The sequence below is a fragment of the Paenibacillus sp. 1_12 genome (assembly GCF_900114475.1).
Lineage (GTDB): Bacteria > Bacillota > Bacilli > Paenibacillales > NBRC-103111 > Paenibacillus_S.
Window position 1 is genome coordinate 126,862 of the sequence record NZ_FOTE01000002.1, and the last position, 17,650, is coordinate 144,511.

The window sequence follows — 17,650 nt, forward strand, 5'->3', positions numbered from 1 at the left end:
AAGACCTGACCATGCTGCTGACGGTCAGGTCTTCGAAATATTATGATTTTTGTTTGCTTAGCCATTCCGCTAATTTGGTAATGTCTGCTTCAGTGAGTCCTTTTTTGATGTTATCATCATATTGAGCACCCATGTTTCCGACACCTTTTTTAATAATTCCCAGAATTGCTTCCTGATTGTGCTTATCTCCCACACCACGAAGTGCCGGTATACCGGAAGCAGGAATTCCTTTAAGCTCAGCACCGTGACAAGTTACACAAGTCGCCTTCTTATAGATTTCTGCACCTGGATCATCCGCTGCCACGATAGCAACAGCTGTTGCCGTTTTCTTCGTGCTTGGAGCAGGAAGGCCTGCGCTTTTAGCTGCATGCATTTCTTCTTCACGTTTGATGTGCTCAGGAATAATATTTTTTTCCTTCAATTCGTGCTCATAATGAGTCCAAGATACGACTGTTAAATACGTACATGCTACCAAAGTTAATACCATCAAGGTTGTAGCAATTGGACGTCTGTAAAAGCGTCTTTCTTTCCCTGTATCCAGAAAAGGAGCAATAATCAAGCCGCCGAACATAATGCCCGGAACGATAACTGTACCGAACACAACGAATTGATCAGATGTGTATGGGTATTTCAGTAATTGGTACATGAACAAGAAATACCAGTCGGGCATTGGAATAAATTGAGTATTGGTTGGATCTGCCGGATAACCAAGCGGTGCAGCTTCAGTCATAACCAGCACCAAAATACCTACCAATACGACGACCGCAACCATCCATTCCTTCAGAAGAAAGTTTGGAATAAAAACTTCCGATTTTCCGGGATAAGCGGAAAAGTCGGGTTGCGTCAAACGTGATGTCTTGGCGCGTACTCGTGAATCACCTACATAAACAATTTTCTCGTCAGAATTGTGACCATGTGCCACTTTTCACACCTCCTTCTATAACGGACCGGAAATTCCTTGCTTACGAATCATAAAGAAATGTCCTGCCAATAGGGCGAGCAATGCACCTGGCAAGAAGAACACGTGAAGTGCAAAGAAGCGCGTTAATGTTTGAGCACCAACAATTTCTCCACCTTGCAGGAATGTTTTGACGTAATCACCGATATATGGTGCGGATGCGGCGATTTTGATACCTACTTGTGTAGCAAAATAAGCTTTGTTATCCCATGGAAGCAGGTACCCAGTGAAACCAAGACCCAGCATAACCAGGAAAATCATCATGCCCACAACCCAGTTCATTTCACGAGGTGCCTTGTAGGAACCTGTAAAGAACACGCGGAGCGTATGTAAAAACATCATGACGATAACAAGACTCGCTCCCCAGTGATGCATACCCCGAACAATAACGCCAAAAGCGACTTTATGTTGAAGGTAATCAACGCTGGCATAAGCATTAATAATATCTGGAACGTAATACATCGTTAAGAACATACCGGACAGGATTTGAATAACTGTGATAAAAAACGTCAATCCACCGAAGCAATAGACGAATGCAGAAAAGTGATGCGCCGGATTTACATGCTCCGGTACCTCATGGTCGGCCACATCTCTCCACATCGGCGTGATATCTAGACGCTCATCAATCCAGTTATACATATTTTTAAACATCTGATGTTACGCCTCCTTATTGTACCCTTTTGTTCGGACCAAGCTGGCCTACGTAAACAAAGCCGTTTTCCGTTTTGAGCGCATACTGGTCAAGCGGCAATGGGGCAACAGCAAGGTTTTTACCGTCAGCCGTGTAGTGCGCGCCATGGCAAGGACAGTAGTACTGATCCTTATAGGCTGGATTGGAATTCCAGTCAACCGTACAACCCAAGTGTTTACAGGTTGGATTTAAAGCGAAAATGTTACCAGCCTTGTCTTTGGAAATCCAAGCTTCAAGTTCTGGATCACTTTCCCACCAACCGTCGACCTGGTGGACTTTGAATTTGAAAGATGCTGGTGTTTCTGTAATCTTTGCAGCCTCTACTACCTTTACCCAAGCGGCTTCCGACTTTGGTTGAAGGACAGGATCAACAGCAAATCGAAGCATAGGAACGATCATTCCAGCGCCCATGAATGCTCCGGCTCCACCAAGGGTATAAGAAAGAAATTGTCTGCGAGACATCTCGCGACGCTTGACCGCCGAACCACCTTGGTGATGCCCATCCTGATTATTGTGCTCACTCACTCGTGTTCTACCTCCTTTTGCAACTATATCATGTCGTTCGACATTACTTTACAACACATACTAGGACATTATTAATAATAGCTTACGAGTCAAGGTGCGTCAAGAATTTTGCCGTCATTTTCAAAGCACCAAAGCTTGTCCTTACAATAACTTTTAACGAATTTGTCACATCTCGTCACACAATTGATTTAGAACACCGCATACATAGAATTAACAAAATTGCCACTGATCATACACAAATTATTCTTGATTCTTGCCAGCCCATAAAAGCATCAGCTTTTCCGCTATACGTTTCTTCTCTGCAGGGAGCGATTCAGTCAATAAATCGGGCGTCAGCGTGAACGCGAGATCCGCCTGAGTATGTGACAATAGATCCGCAAGATCCGCATTGGCACTCACTACAACGACAAAAGCAAAGCCGCTTGCCTTAAGCTGTGCACAGACAGTATTTACGTGCTCCAGTCCGCTGTCACCCAAAACATAATGCAGTGCCGGATATGTCAATACTCTGCCTTTGTATGGGATTTCGAACAAATCCAGGGCATCCCTGAGGTCCTCCAACGCACAAGTTGCTTCCCATGGCTGCTCGGCTCCTGTTATTCCGGTAACGGGCAGCAGGCACGTGTCCACGTAAGGACGCAAATCGTCCCATGTTTTTTCATTAACATCGCTGAATTTCATTGGTTGGTTCCTCCTTAGAGTTTTCCGTAGGAAAACCTGACTTCGTAAGCATTCTCTGAGTTTTCCGTAGGAAAACTGACTTCGTAAGCTTAGACTTATAAATTTTCGTAGAAAATTGCTTCGTAAGCACACATTGTAACAGTTTAACATAGAAAAAGAGACATATGAATGAAATTCACATGCCTTTAGCCGGATGCCATTGATTAGACCCTAAGGGGCAGTGTTATTTTCCAAGCGCATAGAGCGATTTTAGTTCTGTGGTGAGAGTCAGGAAGGTCTCTTCATCCCCTTTAGCCAAAGCTAAATCAATCTCTTTGTACAAATGTTGCTCCTTATATTTGCGGATGGATTCATCAAGTACCATCTCGGCAAACAAGCCCAGCATCTTATCGTTGGAAATATTCATTTTGCCCATAGAACCTACCTCCAAACTGGGTCGCTTCAGAATTGTTTCGAGAATACTAAGGCTTCACCTGCAAACGGTATTCCTTGCCTTTGATCACGTAGCTTTCCATCGTCCGCTGCATACGGAGCAAATCTGACTCTGCAAGCTCGCGTACTACCTTGGCTGGTGAGCCAAGCGATAGCGTACGTGATGGAATGTGCTTATTCTCGGTGACCAACGATCCCGCCCCTACTAAAGCATATTCATCAATCACCGCGCCGTTAAGTACAATAGCCCCCATACCAATTAATGTGCCTTTACCTATGTGGCAGCCGTGGATGATTGCTCCATGTCCAACCGATACTTCTTCCCCTATCAATAAGGGTTGGTCCACATTCACATGTCCGATGCAGCCATCCTGGATGTTGCTTTTACGACCAATCCGGATAGGTGCCAAATCGCCGCGAAGAACTGTATTAAACCAGATCGTGGCTTCTGCCTCGATAATAACATCCCCTATGATTTGAACACCTTCTGCCAGAAATGCAGTTGGATGTACCTGGGGAGAAATCCCATTATAGCTATGCAGCATTCACGCTCACTCCTTTGATCTACGAATATGGGAGTGATTTTAGCAAGCAGATTAATGCTTGTCAAATGGCAGTGCGAGTAAATCCTCGTTAGCTTTGTAAATCCCTTGAATGACACTTCTCCCGAGCTTTGTTAATTGAATCACAGCACCATGCTCATGATGCTCCCCAATCCGAATCAAACCCAGGTGCATCTGCATTTGCAAAATACGCTGCTCAAAGATAGATTCCGCTGAGTCGTAATAAAAAGGACGAATCAATGGGATCAACGCGGTTTTCAAGGACGTCACTGTTACCCATGTTGGAACAAGAGTTTCCAGCCAATGCATGATGGACTGTAAATTAGGAATAGCTCCCTTATACAACCGCAGCCAAAACCGATACACCTGAAGCAAATCCTCCTGACGCTCACTTTGGACCTCTTCGATGCCTTTTGCAGTCAGAGAAAGCGTCTGATTATGCTCCGTTATCCATTCCTTGAAATAACAGTAGTCATAAATAAATGAAAACCGATTCGGATACTCTTTAAACATGCGGCCATAGCCAAATCGCCAAGCTGTTTTACCAACAGGCTCTTCCTTTACCGCCAGCCGATCTAGTATCTGCTGCAAGTGCCGCTTGTACATATAGTGATCGGCAGAGAGAATCACATCCTGATCTCGTACAAAACAGAGAAAGTTCCGGATATCATCGATAATAAGTCTCTGCTCATCCCGGTAAACTTCAGGCTCGTCCGTTACCAGTATGTGCTGCTGAAACTGCTTGGCCAAAGCTGTACTGAATCTTTGTTTCAAATCGGCTGGTACCTGAAATACATACCGCGTATCCCTTGAATGACCATTAAATAGCCAACCCTGCTGCTTAAAGCGAGTAATCAACTCTCGCGGATTCCATACATCCTCTCCATCCTTAACGAAACGGCTCTGCTGAACTCTTGCCACCAGCTCCTCAATACTGAATGTGCCGCGCTTGTCAAAAATCAACGAGTTCAAAAAGCGGATACCCTCAATAGATAGATCAGTCAGCTGACGTTCAAAAACATCTTTGCGGCTGACAGTGGCGAGAATGGACTGAATCAGCTCATTTTTGGAATGTCCGTTACAGCTGCAATTGTAGGTGCCAGCGATCCGACTTAGATCGTGTATATCGGCGTAACTTAACATGTCCGCTAAATTCATCGTGAGTACCTCCGATAATGGCTTAATACCATTATTGGAAAAAACACCGCATTTAAACGTGTCTCTTAGAAATTTTTCTACAGCGCCAATTATACTGTTGTACAGTAAAAAGACTGCCAATTAATCTCAGCAGCCTGCTACATATTTCAAGAGTTCTTTATTTATTCAAGTGGGCCGTACAGTTCAATAAGTGACAATTCCATACAGCATCCGCCGTGAGCTCCATTACAGTTAAAGAGGTGTTGTTCAAATGAGATGTTACCGGCTCCCCCATAATACGCTCCAGAACAGGAGCAATAAAACCACCATGACTAACAACCAGGATCCGCTTCCCACGATGTGACTGCTCCAAAGCTTCAAAGAATGAAGACCATCTTTCTATTAGAGCCTCATCTGTCTCCAAGCCCAGATCTTGCTCTCTCCAGTTTTCCCCAAAGCGTGAAATTCGATCTTCCAAAGTCGTACCTTCCAGCTGACCAAAATGCCTTTCCCGCAGTCGAGAATCGATTCCAAGGAAAGGAATACCTGTTACGTCGGAGATGGTTTGTGCCGTTTGTCTAGCCCTGATTAAATCACTTGCCATGATTCCATCCCATTGCTCACCTATCAATCGTCGCGCCAAAAGCTCAGCTTGTTCAATACCTATGCCTGCAAGCTCTGTATCCATCTGCCCTTGCATCCTGCCTGCAATATTCCATTCTGTCGTCCCGTGACGGATCAAGCCTACAGTAATCAATGTAAATAATCACTCTCTTTCTGTATCATCAAGTAAAAAAGCCCCTAAGGGGCTCGCTTGCAGCTATGATTTAGTTCTTGAAAACCAATTCATCGTGAGTAAGGTACAAGTCAAACCCAGAAGCGAAAGGAAAAGCAGATAATCCTTGTAAGTATGAATCGGTCCCACCTGATACATGAAAGGTTCACTAAAGCCCTTCAAGCTGGCTACTGCAGATGGCATTGTCCGTACATTCATGGATTCCGATTTACCGCCAGCCACTACAACGGGATCGCTCATTCTGCCAATGACTGAAGAATCAGTAGATAACGCTACCGTATCTCCGTTTTGCTGGTTATTAATGGAATAAACAAATGAGAAAATAAACAACGCCAAACAAATAGCAATCATCGCGGTCATATTTCGGCGCAGCTTAAAGGAGAAAGCATACATTCTGCCAGTAACGGGAACCCTCCAGGATTCATCCTTGTAGATACGATTCATCACGCTGAGCGAAATGGGGGTGGAATTCGTATAAGGCTCTCCCATCTCGGCTGCACTTTGGATCAGATCTGTACTCTCTTGCCAAATTTCAAACTCGGCAGCACAGCTCTCGCAATGGTTGATATGTTCGTCAACCTTGCTTCTTGTAGGGTCATTTGCTGGCAAATCCCAATAAGCACCGAGTAATTCTTGAATTTCTTCACATTTCATCATCGTTTCATCCCTTCATACTCCTCAAAGACTGGGTCAAGAAAGTAAGGTTCCAATTGAAGTTTGACACTCGCTCTTGCCCTGAACAGTAAGGATTTGACCGAACTTACGGTTTGACCTAGGATATTCGCGATCTCTTGATAATCCATCTGATCATATTCACGCATTATGAGTGCGGAACGCTGCTTCTCTGGTAAATTATTAATGGCATCACGTACCATGGATACTTTTTCATTCCGTAATATACTTACTTCTGGCATCGAATCGGAATCAGCAAGAGGCTCGAAACCTCCCTGATCCAAGGATACCTTCACATGATTATTTTTACGCAATTCGCTTAGGACGGTATTTCTAGCTATCGTATACAGCCATGTTGAAAAAGTCGCCTCAATTTCTCGAAATGAGCTTAGGCTGCGATAGGCTTTATAAAAAGTTTCATTGCATAAGTCCTCAGCCATCGAATCCATACGCGCGCTCTTTAACATGTGATAGATAAAAGCCAAAATCTTACGTTCGTAGCGTCGCATTAATTCGTCGTAAAGTTGTACGTTACCATCCTTGATCTCTCTGATCAACTGGGAATCGGTCATTCAATACGACCCTCCTTGTGATTCCTTGCTACCCCCAGTGACTCCTTACTACATTTGACTTTGCGGGAGCAAAAAAGTTGCGCATATCTAAAAAAATTTTACAGTGTTGTATATATCATTCGGTAATGATGAGCGTAATTCCTGCTTTTTCGACGATATATTAAAATATTTCATAAAAAAAACCACCTTATTAAGAAAGGTGGTAGCACATAGTGCAATGATTTCGGATAGGAGTGGAGAGAAACCATACTGTACTTTTATTATATGTATACGGTTACAAATTGTCAATAGTTTTTTGAAAACGCTTTATATTAATGTGAACAAAAAAAAGAACTACACATGAACTGTGTAATTCTCTTTTGTCAGAAGCTCAATCGCCCGATCCATATGCCCTTCGTCACGAAAAGATAATCGCAAATTGCCAGGAACATCTTCACGGCTTTCAATAATATGAATGTTGCTCAAGTTAATTTTGTTATTGCCGAGCAGCATCGTAATTTGTCCAATGATTCCCGGGTGGTCAGGGACTTCATCGACATAAATTTCAAATACAGATGAAAGAACCCCTTTGCGGCGCTCTGGCAGGCCACTGCGAAACTCGTTGGCTTTACGGAACTCTGCCTCAATGCCCTTGCTATCATCCAATTTCAAAAGCTCGATAAAACGGGCAATTTCCGAATTCCAATCCAGCAGCAGCTTTAGCAGCACTTCACGGTTGTCACTTAAAATATCTCTCCAAATAATCGGATCTCCAGATGCGATTCTTGTCAAATCCCTGAAGCCGCCGGCCGCCAGGTTCTCATACAAGTTATTCGATTGGTTATAACCTGCGATTTGATTAACCAGAGCTACGGCAATTATATGCGGAAGATGGCTGATTGCACCAACAATATCATCATGCAGCCTGGAATCCACTTTAATAATATGAGCTCTCGTGAAGCGAAGTAATGTGGCTAGTCTGTCATAAGCCTCTTGAGGCGTTTGTTCCATCGGTGTAAGTACATAAAATGCATTTTCGTACAAATACGGACTGGATGCCTCTACTCCTGTTTTCTCGCTGCCTGCCATCGGATGACCGCCAATGAAATAGGCATCTCCAAAATCAAGCCGTTCTGCACAAGCAGTTATGGAAGCTTTGGTGCTGCCCGCGTCGGTAATGATACATCCCGATTTCAGCTTCATCCGTGACAATTGATTTAAGTAATCCTCCATATTCCCGACAGGAACACAAAGAAAAATAAAATCAGCATCCGTCGCAGCTTCCTCCATCGACACCGTAGCATGATCAACAACCCCATGCTTCAAATATTTGTCTACGGACCGTGGGTTATTGGAATGGCCGACGACATATAACTCCGGTTTTCCTTTAAAACAGAGCGCCAGAGAACCGCCAATCAGACCAACCCCAAATATAGCAATTTTTATCATTGAAACTCATACCCTCCCAAAACCTTCCGCCTACACACCTGCAGTTACTTCATTAAGCGCTAACTGCAGCGCGCCGATAAACTTCTCATTTTGTTCCTGGCTTCCAACCGTTACACGAATCATCGTTGGCAGCTTCCAGGTCGGGTCATGACGAATAATAATACCTTTGCGCAGCAGTGAGTCAAAAACCTGAGCTCCTGAACGCTGTACATCCACCATCATAAAATTACCATGTGCCGGATAAAAAGGCAGCTTCAGCGCTTTGAATTGTTCAGATAAATATACGATTCCTCGTGCGTTAGCTTCGCGGCAGTCATTAATAAAGGCTTCATCTTGTAACGCTGCTAGGGCAGCCTTTTGAGCAAAACCAGTTGTATTAAAGGGTTCGCGCACCTGATTAATCGACCGGATCACTTCAGGATGACCGATACCATAGCCAATCCGCAGGGAGGCAAGTCCATAAATTTTGGAGAAGGTACGAAGAACGATGGCATTTTTAAATTGATTAACAAGTGCAATGCTATCCGGGTATTCTCCGCTTACATTGTACTCGGCATAAGCTTCATCAAGTACGACCAACACATGGGCAGGTACAGCATTCAGAAAATCAACAACCTCTTGATGAGAATTCATCGTACCTGTCGGGTTGTTAGGGTTGCACAACCAAATAATTTTCGTCCGTTCGTTAATCTGGTCCAGCATCCCCTGCAAATCATGCGTGCCTTCCTTCAAAGGAACTTCGATACTTACAGCACCTTCAATTTCAGCATTATGCTTGTATTGTGGAAATGTTGGAGTAGCCATAATGTTCTCATCACCTGGAACCAGATACGCGCGTGCCAGCATCAAAATAATTTCATCAGACCCAGCTCCAAAAATCACCTGATCTGTGCCCACATTGAAATGCTTGGCCACAGCAGCCGTTAATTCTACAGCACCACCGTCTGGATAAATGCTGGATTGATCAATATTCGCTATAATGGCTTCTTTTGCTTTTGGAGAGCACCCGAATGGGTTCTCATTGGAAGCCAGCTTAATCACTTCGGTTAAGCCGAGCTCTCTTTTCACTTCATCCATGGGCTTGCCAGGTTTATAAACAGGAAGATGGACAATATTTTTTTTAGGTTGCACGCAGGTCACTCCATTCAAGAATTGTTGTATCCATTCGTAACCACTATTTTAACTTATTTAACGTGCGCTTGCCAATCATTACGATCCTATTAATTTGCTCACGAAATCATCAATCTGCTGCAAAGCTTGCGGTCGAGTCGCTGCCTCTGCAAATAAAGGGAGCACTTCTTCAATCTGGCGCACCAGCGCACTCCCTACAACAATGCCATCGCAGCTTTGCGCAAATTTAGCAAATTGCTCATGATTCGAAATGCCAAAGCCAACCGCGATCGGAAGTGTCGTAGCTTGTCGCACCGTTTCGATAAACTGATCAATACCACTATGGAATTGAGTTCTCGTTCCTGTTACACCCAATGAAGATACACAATAAACAAAACCCGACGCACGGGTGACAATACGCTCAATTCGCTCCTTGGAAGTTGGTGCCACCAACGGTATTAAATGAATGCCATGGGCTTTTGCCAATGTCTGTACCTCTTGATCCTCCTCCATAGGTAGATCAGGAATAATAAGACCACTGATATCACTTTCCTGCAGCAAAGGGAATATCTTATCCAATCCCAGCTGCAGCACCGGATTATAATAAGTAAACAAAATGAAAGGCAGTTCACTACCTTCGCTTCTTGCCACGCGCGCCGCTTCAATGCAATCCCTGATTGATATTTGATGGCTGCCTAATGCGCGCTGTGAAGAACGCTGGATAACAGGACCATCTGCGAGCGGATCCGAGTACGGAACTCCTAATTCAATGATGCTTGCTCCAGAGAGCTCCAATTGTTTAATGATATCAATCGAGGTTCTGATATCCGGATCTCCCATCGTCAAAAACGGGATAAAAGCAGGCTTCTGCTGCTCCTTAAGCTCGGCAAACTTACGGTCAATGCGATTCATTAGCGCTGCCTCCCAAATGCTTCATAATGGCTTCTACATCCTTATCTCCGCGACCTGATAAGCTTACGATAATAATCTCGTCCTTGCCCATCGTTGGAGCTATTTTCATCGTTTGTGCAATCGCATGCGCGCTTTCCAGTGCTGGAATAATTCCTTCTGTCCGACTTAGCAGTTGCAAAGCATCAAGTGCTTCCTGATCCGTAATCGGATAGTACTCGGCACGATTGGAATCTTTCAAATAGGCATGCTCCGGACCAATTCCCGGATAATCCAGACCTGCTGAGATCGAATGTGCTTCTTGAACCTGTCCAAATTGGTCCTGCAGCAAATAGCTCATTGAGCCCTGAAACACTCCATGGCTGCCCTTGGTCATTGTAGCTGCATGCAGCTTCGTATCAATGCCTTTTCCTGCCGCTTCAGCACCAATTAAGCGTACGCTGGTGTCCCCCACGAACGGGTAAAAGATTCCGATTGCGTTACTGCCTCCACCGACTGCTGCAATGATCGTATCCGGAAGTCTGCCTTCCTGCTCCAAAATTTGTCTGCGGGATTCATCTCCGATAATCCGTTGGAAATCGCGAACCATCATAGGATATGGATGCGGACCTGTAGCCGATCCGAGAATGTAGAATGTATCGTCAACATGACTTACCCAATAGCGCAGTGTTTCATTACATGCATCTTTCAGAGTTCTGGTACCTGATACGACTGGAACAACCTCGGTACCGAGCAAATTCATGCGGAACACATTCAACTGCTGACGCTTCATATCCTCTTCACCCATAAACACTTTACATTCATAACCAAGCAATGCTGCAACGGTCGCTGTGGCCACACCATGCTGTCCTGCACCGGTTTCGGCGATCAGTTTCTTTTTGCCCATCCATTTGGCCAGCAAACCTTGGCCCAACGCATTGTTAATTTTGTGCGCTCCGGTATGGTTCAAATCCTCACGCTTCAAATAGATCTTCGCTCCACCTAAATGAGCCGACAAGCGCTCCGCATAAAATAACGAAGTCGGTCTGCCTGAATATTGGTGTAAAAAGTGATTCAGCTCTTGTTGGAATTTATCTTCCTTCACAAAGCTTTTATAAGCTGTCTCCAACTCAATCAACGCATTCATCAAGGTTTCTGGAACATAACGTCCTCCAAACTTTCCGAACCTTCCTTGCTCATCCGGTACTTGTATCACGATGCTTCACCCTTTCCACAAATCGAGTAATTTTATTTATATCCTTCATACCATCCGTCTCTACACCACTTGAAACATCCACACCATCTGGAGCATACGTATCGAGAAGCTCACCAACATTGTCCGGCAGCAGCCCCCCCGCTACAAAGAGACGCAGGTTAACCGCGCTGCACCATGCCTGATAAGCAGTAATTGCCTCCCAAGCGAAGGTTTTACCCGAGCCGCCGCCATATTCAGGATCGAATGTATCCAAAAGAATTGCGTCCACTACATACTTATAAGGGGTTAACAAGGCATCTACATGGTTCAACTCTACAGCCGTTGGCACACCAGCGGCGCCCTCATCATCCTTATGCCGAGCTGTATTCGACTCACTTTTCACAGTTACCGCTAACGTATGATCACTGTGGGATTGATTGCCTTTTACTACAGACACAACCTTCCACACCTGCACACCTGGGAACGTATCTTTGACCCACTGGCAATGCTCAGGGCTTTCCTGACCATGAAATTGAATGACATCCAGACGCGCCTCCTGCATGATCGAGGTTAGCTCGGACTGAGAAGGATTCACAAATACCCCTACAGATAAAGGATGACTCAGACCTGCAGCACGCTGCTCGTCGAGCACCTCAATCATTTTGGAAGCTTGCTCAGGTGTAACCTGACGCTTGCTCTTGGCAAATAAGAAGCCAATGTAATCTATAGGCAAATGGAGAATGGAGCGCACCATCTCCGGCTGCTGAAGTCCGCATATTTTAATACTGCTCATCGCTTGCCTCACTGCCCTTTCAATGCAAATGCACCCATTAAATCATGTACACCCTGCTCAACGCTTGGCTGACGCATGAAGTGCTCCCCGATAAGCAAAGCCTCAGCACCAACTGATTGAAGATAAGATACCTCGGAAGGCAGCGAGATGCCGCTTTCGCTGACAATCGTCACACCATCAGGTATGTGGGCAATAAGCTCCTCTGTTGTTTTCAAATCCGTAACGAAGGTTTGCAAATTGCGATTGTTTATCCCAATTAAAGATACGTCAAGCTCCAATACACGGTTAAGCTCTGCTTGATCATGGACCTCTACGAGCACATCCAGCCCAATTGCTTTGGCGACCTTGGAAAATTCCCGCATCTGCTCAGTTGTCAGAATAGCGGCAATCAATAGAATCGCATCCGCGCCGATGACACGTGCTTCATAAATCTGATGTAGATCAATGGTGAAGTCTTTACGTAGAATAGGTACTTGTACTGCCGCTCGCACCGCCTGTAAGTAATCGTTCGAGCCTTGAAAATAATCGACATCCGTCAATACAGAAATGCAATCGGTCCCTGCATTCACATAGGCTTGTGCAAGCTTAACTGGCTCAAAATCAGCACGGATCAGCCCTTTGGAAGGCGAGGCCTTCTTTACTTCAGCTATGAGTCCCATTGAGCGCTTGCGATCAGTTGTTAGTGCTCGTTCAAAACCGAGGCATGGAGAAAGCAAAGCGATTTGCTTATCCATGTCTGCGATAGTTGTTTGCTCTTTCAACAGAGCAACCTCTTTATGTTTGGTCGCTACAATTTTATCTAGAAACATGGCTTAGCTCTCCTGTACATTGGACTAATTGCTGCAGCTTCGAGGCGGCCTGTCCTGAATCGATCACATGGGCCGCAAATTTGACACCTTCTTGCAGTGTAGCGCATTTACCTGTGACATAAAAGCATGCCGCAGCATTGGCCAATACGATATCGCGACAAGCACCGTGCGAACCTTGGAAAATATCACGGACGATCTCTGCATTCGTCACTGCATCCCCACCGATAACTTCCTTTAAACTGCTTTGCTTCAACCCCAGTAAATCTGGGGTAATCTCATAGGTAGTAATTTCACCATTTCTCAGTTCCGTCAGCTGAGTCGCATCCGAAATACTAATTTCATCCAATCCGTCATAACTAGCAACGACGAGTGCTCGCTTTACGTTCAGTGCCTGCATAACATAAGCCATCGTTTCAGTCTTGTCGCGATCGAATATACCAAGCACCTGGCGATCTGCACCTGCCGGATTAGTCAGCGGCCCCAGCAAATTAAAAACCGTCCTGACGCCAAGCTCCTTGCGCGGAGCCGCTGCATGCTTCATCGACTGATGGTACAGCTGTGCGAACATAAAACATATACCCACCTGCTCCAGACATTGTGCCGCCTGTAGCGGGTCCAGCGTAATATTGACTCCAAGGGCTTCCAATACGTCCGCACTGCCGCTTTTGCTCGACATGGCACGATTCCCATGCTTGGCTACTCTTATGCCTCCTGCTGCTGCAACAATCGCTGCAGTAGTTGATATATTAAAGGTGTCTGCTCCGTCTCCACCTGTGCCGCAAGTATCCAGCAATTGGCTTTGCTCCGTCATTACGTGATTTGCTTTAGAACGCATAGCCTCGGCAAATCCGGTAATCTCTTCAATGGTTTCACCCTTCATCCGAAGAACCGTAAGGAGCCCACCAATCTGTGCTTGCGTTACTTTGCCGTCCATAATATCTGACATAACCGCAGCTGCTTCTGATCGTGTCAAATGCCCGGAGTCAAGCACCTTCTGTATCGCCTGTTGAACCGTAATAATATGATCCATAGCCGTAACTTCCTTTCTTATAAGAATGAATAAGAATTATTGGTAATAATCATGATTAATGACGGAAGGTGCCAGCGGCTTTTGGGCAAACACAATTTCCGCCGTACGGATCGATTTGAGCATACCTGTTGCTTTATTAATAGTCTCTTGGTATTCACTCTCTGGAACCGAATCCCATACGATACCTGCTCCTGCCTGAACGTACGCCTTGCCATTTTTGAATATAATTGTACGGATCGTAATGCAAGTGTCCAGATTTCCGGAGAAACCGAGGTAACCAATAGCCCCTGCATAAGCGCCACGTGATTCATTCTCAACCTCTGCTATAATTTCCATTGCACGCAGCTTCGGTGCACCAGATACTGTACCTGCCGGTAAACAAGAGAGGAAGGCATCAAAAAAGTCCTTATCCTTGGCGATTTTACCTGACACGTTGGAAACGATGTGCATCACGTGCGAATACTTCTCTATTTGCATGAATGTATCACAGTGAACCGAACCAAACTCAGCCACACGGCCAATATCATTGCGCCCCAGATCTACGAGCATCAAATGCTCGGCACGTTCTTTTTCGTCCGCAAGCAGCTCAGCTTCATATGCATCGTCCTGCTCAGGAGTTTTTCCTCTTGGTCTGGTTCCGGCTATCGGACGTGTTTCCACCTTCTCGTCTTCTACGCGGACAAGCAGCTCTGGTGAAGTTCCAACGATCACCTCGTCGTCCATTTTGAGGCAATACATATACGGTGAAGGATTCAATGTACGCAGGATTCGGTATACATGCAGTGGGGATACTTCTGTTTCGATCTCAAAACGCTGCGATAGCACCACCTGAAAAATATCTCCCGCCCGAATATATTCCTTCGCCTGCTCCACATTGGCTATATATTGCTCCTTGGTCAAATTGGATTTGACCTCGCCCAATTCCACATCCGTTGGGATAGACTGCTGTGACAACGTAAGTCCTGGTAGAGGACGTCTGAGACGCTCAATTGTCTCTTCAATCTTGGCAATCGTTGCCTCATATGCTGCCGCAATATCTGCATCCGTTCCTTGCTGGGGAATGTGCACATTGGCTATGACTTTAAGCTGTTGTTTAAAATGGTCGAACACAATGACCTGATCACAAAACATAAATTGAATATCGTTCATCTGCAAATCATCTACCTTGTGTGGAGGCAGTTTTTCATAATATTGCATCAGATCGTAACCAAAGAATCCAACTGCACCACCAGTAAACCTTGGCAAATCAGGCAAAGCGGGACTTTTATAATAACGAAGATAAGCCTTCAACACATCAATCGGCTTTTCTATGGTATGTTTCTTCTCTGACTGTGTTTCAACCTCGGTCACGCCGTTCTTCGCTGTAATCATCATGAATGGATCTGTACCAATAAACGAATAACGCGCCCATTTGAGCCCACCCTCAACACTTTCTAACAAAAAAGCACGCTTTTCATGATAAAAATGCTGAAATACACGAATCGGCGTTTCCGTATCCGCCATTAATGTACGAACGATTGGGACCAAATTGTATTGCTTGGATAGTTGGATCACTTCTTTAAGATCTGGTGTGTACATGGACGCACTCTCCTCTGCTCATCTCATTTAAAAAACAAAAAACCTCTACGTGAAGTAGAGGTGGGTATCGCAGATGATATTAACCATACCGAAACAGCACTGCTATTCTTACAGCAGCAGCTATACACGCACACAAATAAGCACCTGTACGGTATTCGGTGTTACACTCGGCTCATCTCAACTCTGCTCTACTAACTACTCACTCTACTCAACTCGTCTGGAAATGCTACTTGCTACCCATACTATACTATTTGTATTATGATTTTGTCAATTTGGATAAATCGGGACGAAGACGCATTGCTTCCTTCAAATAGATATGAACGATCTCATCCTGTTTCTTCTCAGTATTGACCATCACCATCAACCGGATGCACAATGGAAGACTGCCGATAACTGGAACTTCCAGTGAACACATCAGCGGTACAAGCTCCCAGCCTTCCATTGCACGAATTGCACGAGCTGGGAAGGTCGCTGTCAAATCGGTCGTTACTGTCACAAATACACTAGCGATTTCATCCGGTACAATGCCATTCTCGGCAATAATATGATTCAACATTTCTGTTGTTGCCGCTAAAATTTCATTTTCTTCATTGTTTTCTACCGTTGTCGCACCGCGAATTCCCCGAACAAACATGTGCTATACCTCCCGTTTCAGCTGTTCCACGACATCTCTCACCAAAGCCGCGGACACATTCTTGTTAATCTCCACCTTACCAATTTCGATTGGTACGATAAAGACGATATTGCCTTCATCAAACTTCTTGTCATGCATCATGGCACTCATAATCGCATCTGTATCCAGGTGCGAAGGTATACTTGTGGGTAATCCAAATGCTTGCAAAATACGTTTCGTTGTGGTGTAAATTTCCTCCGAGTAGCCCAAACGAACAGCAACCTTGGCCGAACCTACCATCCCAATCGAAATTGCTTCTCCATGCAGCAGTTCGCCGTAACCACCAATGGCTTCGAGGGCATGACCAATTGTATGTCCCAGATTCAAAATGGCACGCAAGCCGTGCTCCTTTTCATCCTCGGAAACGACAATCGTTTTTACGCGACAGCCCTCATATAAGCCATACTCCAAAGCTTCAGCATCCAGATGGACAAGCTTCTCCGCATTTTCTTCCAGCCATGCTGTAAATCCAGCATCCCAGATCAAGCCATGCTTGATCATCTCAGATAGTCCGGCACGGACTTCTCGATCCGGCAGTGTCTGTAACGTAGATGTGTCATAAAGCACGAGCTCGGGCTGATGGAAAGCTCCGATAATGTTTTTGGCAAGAGGGTGATTGACTGCGACCTTGCCGCCTACACTGCTGTCATGTGCTAGGATCGTAGTCGGAATTTGCACGAATTTCACTCCACGCATATAGCTGGCAGCCACAAAACCCGCCAAATCTCCGACCACACCGCCACCTAAAGCGACAATCGTTGATTTACGATCCAACCCAGCCTGCAGGGCAACGCCAATAATATCCTCCAAAACACTCAATGATTTGGATTGCTCCCCAAAAGCAACTGTATATGAAGTGGGTTTAAAGCCGGACGCCTCCAGCAAGCTCAGAACCTGAGGCAAATGATGCTTGGCTACATGATCATCCGTAACGATGAGCATCGGCGAGCCTTTGCTAATTCCGTGTTTATTGAATAAATCTCCGATTTGTTCAATGATGCCTTGCCCGATGTAAATGGGGTAAGAACGCTCTCCCAAATCAACCTTTAGCTCTCTCATTCGTCTCATCGCTCCCATCTGCATAACGGTTTACCTGCAACTGATTGGTTGTAGCAGTCA

20 protein-coding genes are annotated in these 17,650 nt (G+C 45.2%); all 20 read right to left on the reverse strand.

Annotation, left to right across the window (positions count from 1 at the left end; genetic code table 11):
• Positions 1-40 precede the first annotated feature (40 nt).
• Entirely contained in the window at positions 41-922 is an 882-nt protein-coding gene (locus BM210_RS04550) for a c-type cytochrome (RefSeq protein WP_091164987.1), read from the reverse strand.
• A gap of 15 nt (positions 923-937) precedes the next feature.
• A complete protein-coding gene (gene qcrB, locus BM210_RS04555) occupies positions 938-1,609 on the reverse strand; it encodes a menaquinol-cytochrome c reductase cytochrome b subunit (RefSeq protein WP_076227549.1) in 672 nt (223 codons plus the stop codon).
• Positions 1,610-1,625: 16 nt separating this feature from the next.
• Positions 1,626-2,174: a QcrA and Rieske domain-containing protein gene (locus BM210_RS04560; protein ID WP_371263415.1), complete on the reverse strand. Its 549-nt coding sequence runs from the start codon at positions 2,172-2,174 to the stop codon at positions 1,626-1,628.
• A gap of 240 nt (positions 2,175-2,414) precedes the next feature.
• Positions 2,415-2,855, reverse strand: coding sequence for a DUF2487 family protein (locus tag BM210_RS04565; protein WP_091164989.1), 441 nt, complete (start codon positions 2,853-2,855; stop codon positions 2,415-2,417).
• A gap of 223 nt (positions 2,856-3,078) precedes the next feature.
• Positions 3,079-3,270, reverse strand: a complete 192-nt coding sequence (locus BM210_RS04570; protein ID WP_091164991.1) for an IDEAL domain-containing protein — start codon at positions 3,268-3,270, stop codon at positions 3,079-3,081.
• Positions 3,271-3,316: 46 nt separating this feature from the next.
• Positions 3,317-3,832: a gamma carbonic anhydrase family protein gene (locus tag BM210_RS04575; RefSeq protein WP_091164994.1), complete on the reverse strand. Its 516-nt coding sequence runs from the start codon at positions 3,830-3,832 to the stop codon at positions 3,317-3,319.
• Between the two features lie 51 nt (positions 3,833-3,883).
• Positions 3,884-5,008, reverse strand: coding sequence for a hypothetical protein (locus tag BM210_RS04580; RefSeq protein WP_091164996.1), 1,125 nt, complete (start codon positions 5,006-5,008; stop codon positions 3,884-3,886).
• A gap of 157 nt (positions 5,009-5,165) precedes the next feature.
• Positions 5,166-5,744 (reverse strand): histidine phosphatase family protein, encoded by a 579-nt coding sequence (locus BM210_RS04585; RefSeq protein WP_091164997.1) that lies wholly within the window; start codon positions 5,742-5,744, stop codon positions 5,166-5,168.
• A 63-nt stretch (positions 5,745-5,807) separates the two neighbouring features.
• Positions 5,808-6,440, reverse strand: coding sequence for an anti-sigma factor family protein (locus BM210_RS04590; RefSeq protein ID WP_256223245.1), 633 nt, complete (start codon positions 6,438-6,440; stop codon positions 5,808-5,810).
• Positions 6,437-7,027 carry an RNA polymerase sigma factor gene (locus BM210_RS04595; RefSeq protein WP_091164999.1) on the reverse strand — a complete coding sequence of 197 codons (591 nt, stop codon included), beginning with the start codon at positions 7,025-7,027 and terminating at the stop codon, positions 6,437-6,439. Before BM210_RS04595 ends, BM210_RS04590 begins: the two co-directional genes overlap by 4 nt.
• Before the next feature lie 333 nt (positions 7,028-7,360).
• On the reverse strand, positions 7,361-8,455 hold the full coding sequence (locus tag BM210_RS04600) for a prephenate dehydrogenase (protein ID WP_091165002.1): 1,095 nt from the start codon (positions 8,453-8,455) through the stop codon (positions 7,361-7,363).
• A 30-nt stretch (positions 8,456-8,485) separates the two neighbouring features.
• Complete coding sequence (gene hisC / locus BM210_RS04605) at positions 8,486-9,586, reverse strand: histidinol-phosphate transaminase (RefSeq protein WP_091165005.1); 1,101 nt, start codon at positions 9,584-9,586, stop codon at positions 8,486-8,488.
• A 78-nt stretch (positions 9,587-9,664) separates the two neighbouring features.
• A complete protein-coding gene (gene trpA, locus BM210_RS04610; protein WP_091165006.1) occupies positions 9,665-10,477 on the reverse strand; it encodes a tryptophan synthase subunit alpha in 813 nt (270 codons plus the stop codon).
• Positions 10,464-11,669 carry a tryptophan synthase subunit beta gene (gene trpB / locus BM210_RS04615; protein WP_177237628.1) on the reverse strand — a complete coding sequence of 402 codons (1,206 nt, stop codon included), beginning with the start codon at positions 11,667-11,669 and terminating at the stop codon, positions 10,464-10,466. The genes trpA and trpB overlap by 14 nt, the downstream gene beginning before the upstream one ends.
• Positions 11,650-12,441 (reverse strand): phosphoribosylanthranilate isomerase, encoded by a 792-nt coding sequence (locus BM210_RS04620; RefSeq protein WP_091165010.1) that lies wholly within the window; start codon positions 12,439-12,441, stop codon positions 11,650-11,652. Before BM210_RS04620 ends, trpB begins: the two co-directional genes overlap by 20 nt.
• 8 nt (positions 12,442-12,449) lie before the next feature.
• Positions 12,450-13,250, reverse strand: a complete 801-nt coding sequence (gene trpC / locus BM210_RS04625; protein WP_091165013.1) for an indole-3-glycerol phosphate synthase TrpC — start codon at positions 13,248-13,250, stop codon at positions 12,450-12,452.
• Positions 13,237-14,280, reverse strand: a complete 1,044-nt coding sequence (trpD, locus tag BM210_RS04630) for an anthranilate phosphoribosyltransferase (protein WP_091165015.1) — start codon at positions 14,278-14,280, stop codon at positions 13,237-13,239. Before trpD ends, trpC begins: the two co-directional genes overlap by 14 nt.
• 36 nt (positions 14,281-14,316) lie before the next feature.
• Positions 14,317-15,858, reverse strand: a complete 1,542-nt coding sequence (gene trpE / locus BM210_RS04635; protein ID WP_091165017.1) for an anthranilate synthase component I — start codon at positions 15,856-15,858, stop codon at positions 14,317-14,319.
• A gap of 256 nt (positions 15,859-16,114) precedes the next feature.
• The gene (gene aroH / locus BM210_RS04640) at positions 16,115-16,492 is read right to left on the reverse strand and encodes a chorismate mutase (protein WP_091165020.1); all 378 of its coding nucleotides are present in this window, start codon (positions 16,490-16,492) and stop codon (positions 16,115-16,117) included.
• A 3-nt stretch (positions 16,493-16,495) separates the two neighbouring features.
• Positions 16,496-17,590: a 3-dehydroquinate synthase gene (gene aroB / locus BM210_RS04645; protein WP_091165022.1), complete on the reverse strand. Its 1,095-nt coding sequence runs from the start codon at positions 17,588-17,590 to the stop codon at positions 16,496-16,498.
• Positions 17,591-17,650: the final 60 nt, after the last annotated feature.

Excerpts from the sequence above, each read along its gene's own strand:
- trpD (WP_091165015.1), bottom strand. The coding sequence starts at position 14,280 with ATGGATCATATTATTACGGTTCAACAGGCGATACAGAAGGTGCTTGAC.
- trpC (WP_091165013.1), bottom strand. The coding sequence starts at position 13,250 with ATGTTTCTAGATAAAATTGTAGCGACCAAACATAAAGAGGTTGCTCTG.
- aroB (WP_091165022.1), bottom strand. The coding sequence starts at position 17,590 with ATGAGAGAGCTAAAGGTTGATTTGGGAGAGCGTTCTTACCCCATTTAC.
- BM210_RS04575 (WP_091164994.1), bottom strand. The coding sequence starts at position 3,832 with ATGCTGCATAGCTATAATGGGATTTCTCCCCAGGTACATCCAACTGCA.
- trpE (WP_091165017.1), bottom strand. The coding sequence starts at position 15,858 with ATGTACACACCAGATCTTAAAGAAGTGATCCAACTATCCAAGCAATAC.
- aroH (WP_091165020.1), bottom strand. The coding sequence starts at position 16,492 with ATGTTTGTTCGGGGAATTCGCGGTGCGACAACGGTAGAAAACAATGAA.
- BM210_RS04565 (WP_091164989.1), bottom strand. The coding sequence starts at position 2,855 with ATGAAATTCAGCGATGTTAATGAAAAAACATGGGACGATTTGCGTCCT.
- BM210_RS04570 (WP_091164991.1), bottom strand. The coding sequence starts at position 3,270 with ATGGGCAAAATGAATATTTCCAACGATAAGATGCTGGGCTTGTTTGCC.
- BM210_RS04590 (WP_256223245.1), bottom strand. The coding sequence starts at position 6,440 with ATGATGAAATGTGAAGAAATTCAAGAATTACTCGGTGCTTATTGGGAT.
- BM210_RS04595 (WP_091164999.1), bottom strand. The coding sequence starts at position 7,027 with ATGACCGATTCCCAGTTGATCAGAGAGATCAAGGATGGTAACGTACAA.
- qcrB (WP_076227549.1), bottom strand. The coding sequence starts at position 1,609 with ATGTTTAAAAATATGTATAACTGGATTGATGAGCGTCTAGATATCACG.
- BM210_RS04580 (WP_091164996.1), bottom strand. The coding sequence starts at position 5,008 with ATGAATTTAGCGGACATGTTAAGTTACGCCGATATACACGATCTAAGT.
- BM210_RS04620 (WP_091165010.1), bottom strand. The coding sequence starts at position 12,441 with ATGAGCAGTATTAAAATATGCGGACTTCAGCAGCCGGAGATGGTGCGC.
- BM210_RS04600 (WP_091165002.1), bottom strand. The coding sequence starts at position 8,455 with ATGATAAAAATTGCTATATTTGGGGTTGGTCTGATTGGCGGTTCTCTG.
- trpA (WP_091165006.1), bottom strand. The coding sequence starts at position 10,477 with ATGAATCGCATTGACCGTAAGTTTGCCGAGCTTAAGGAGCAGCAGAAG.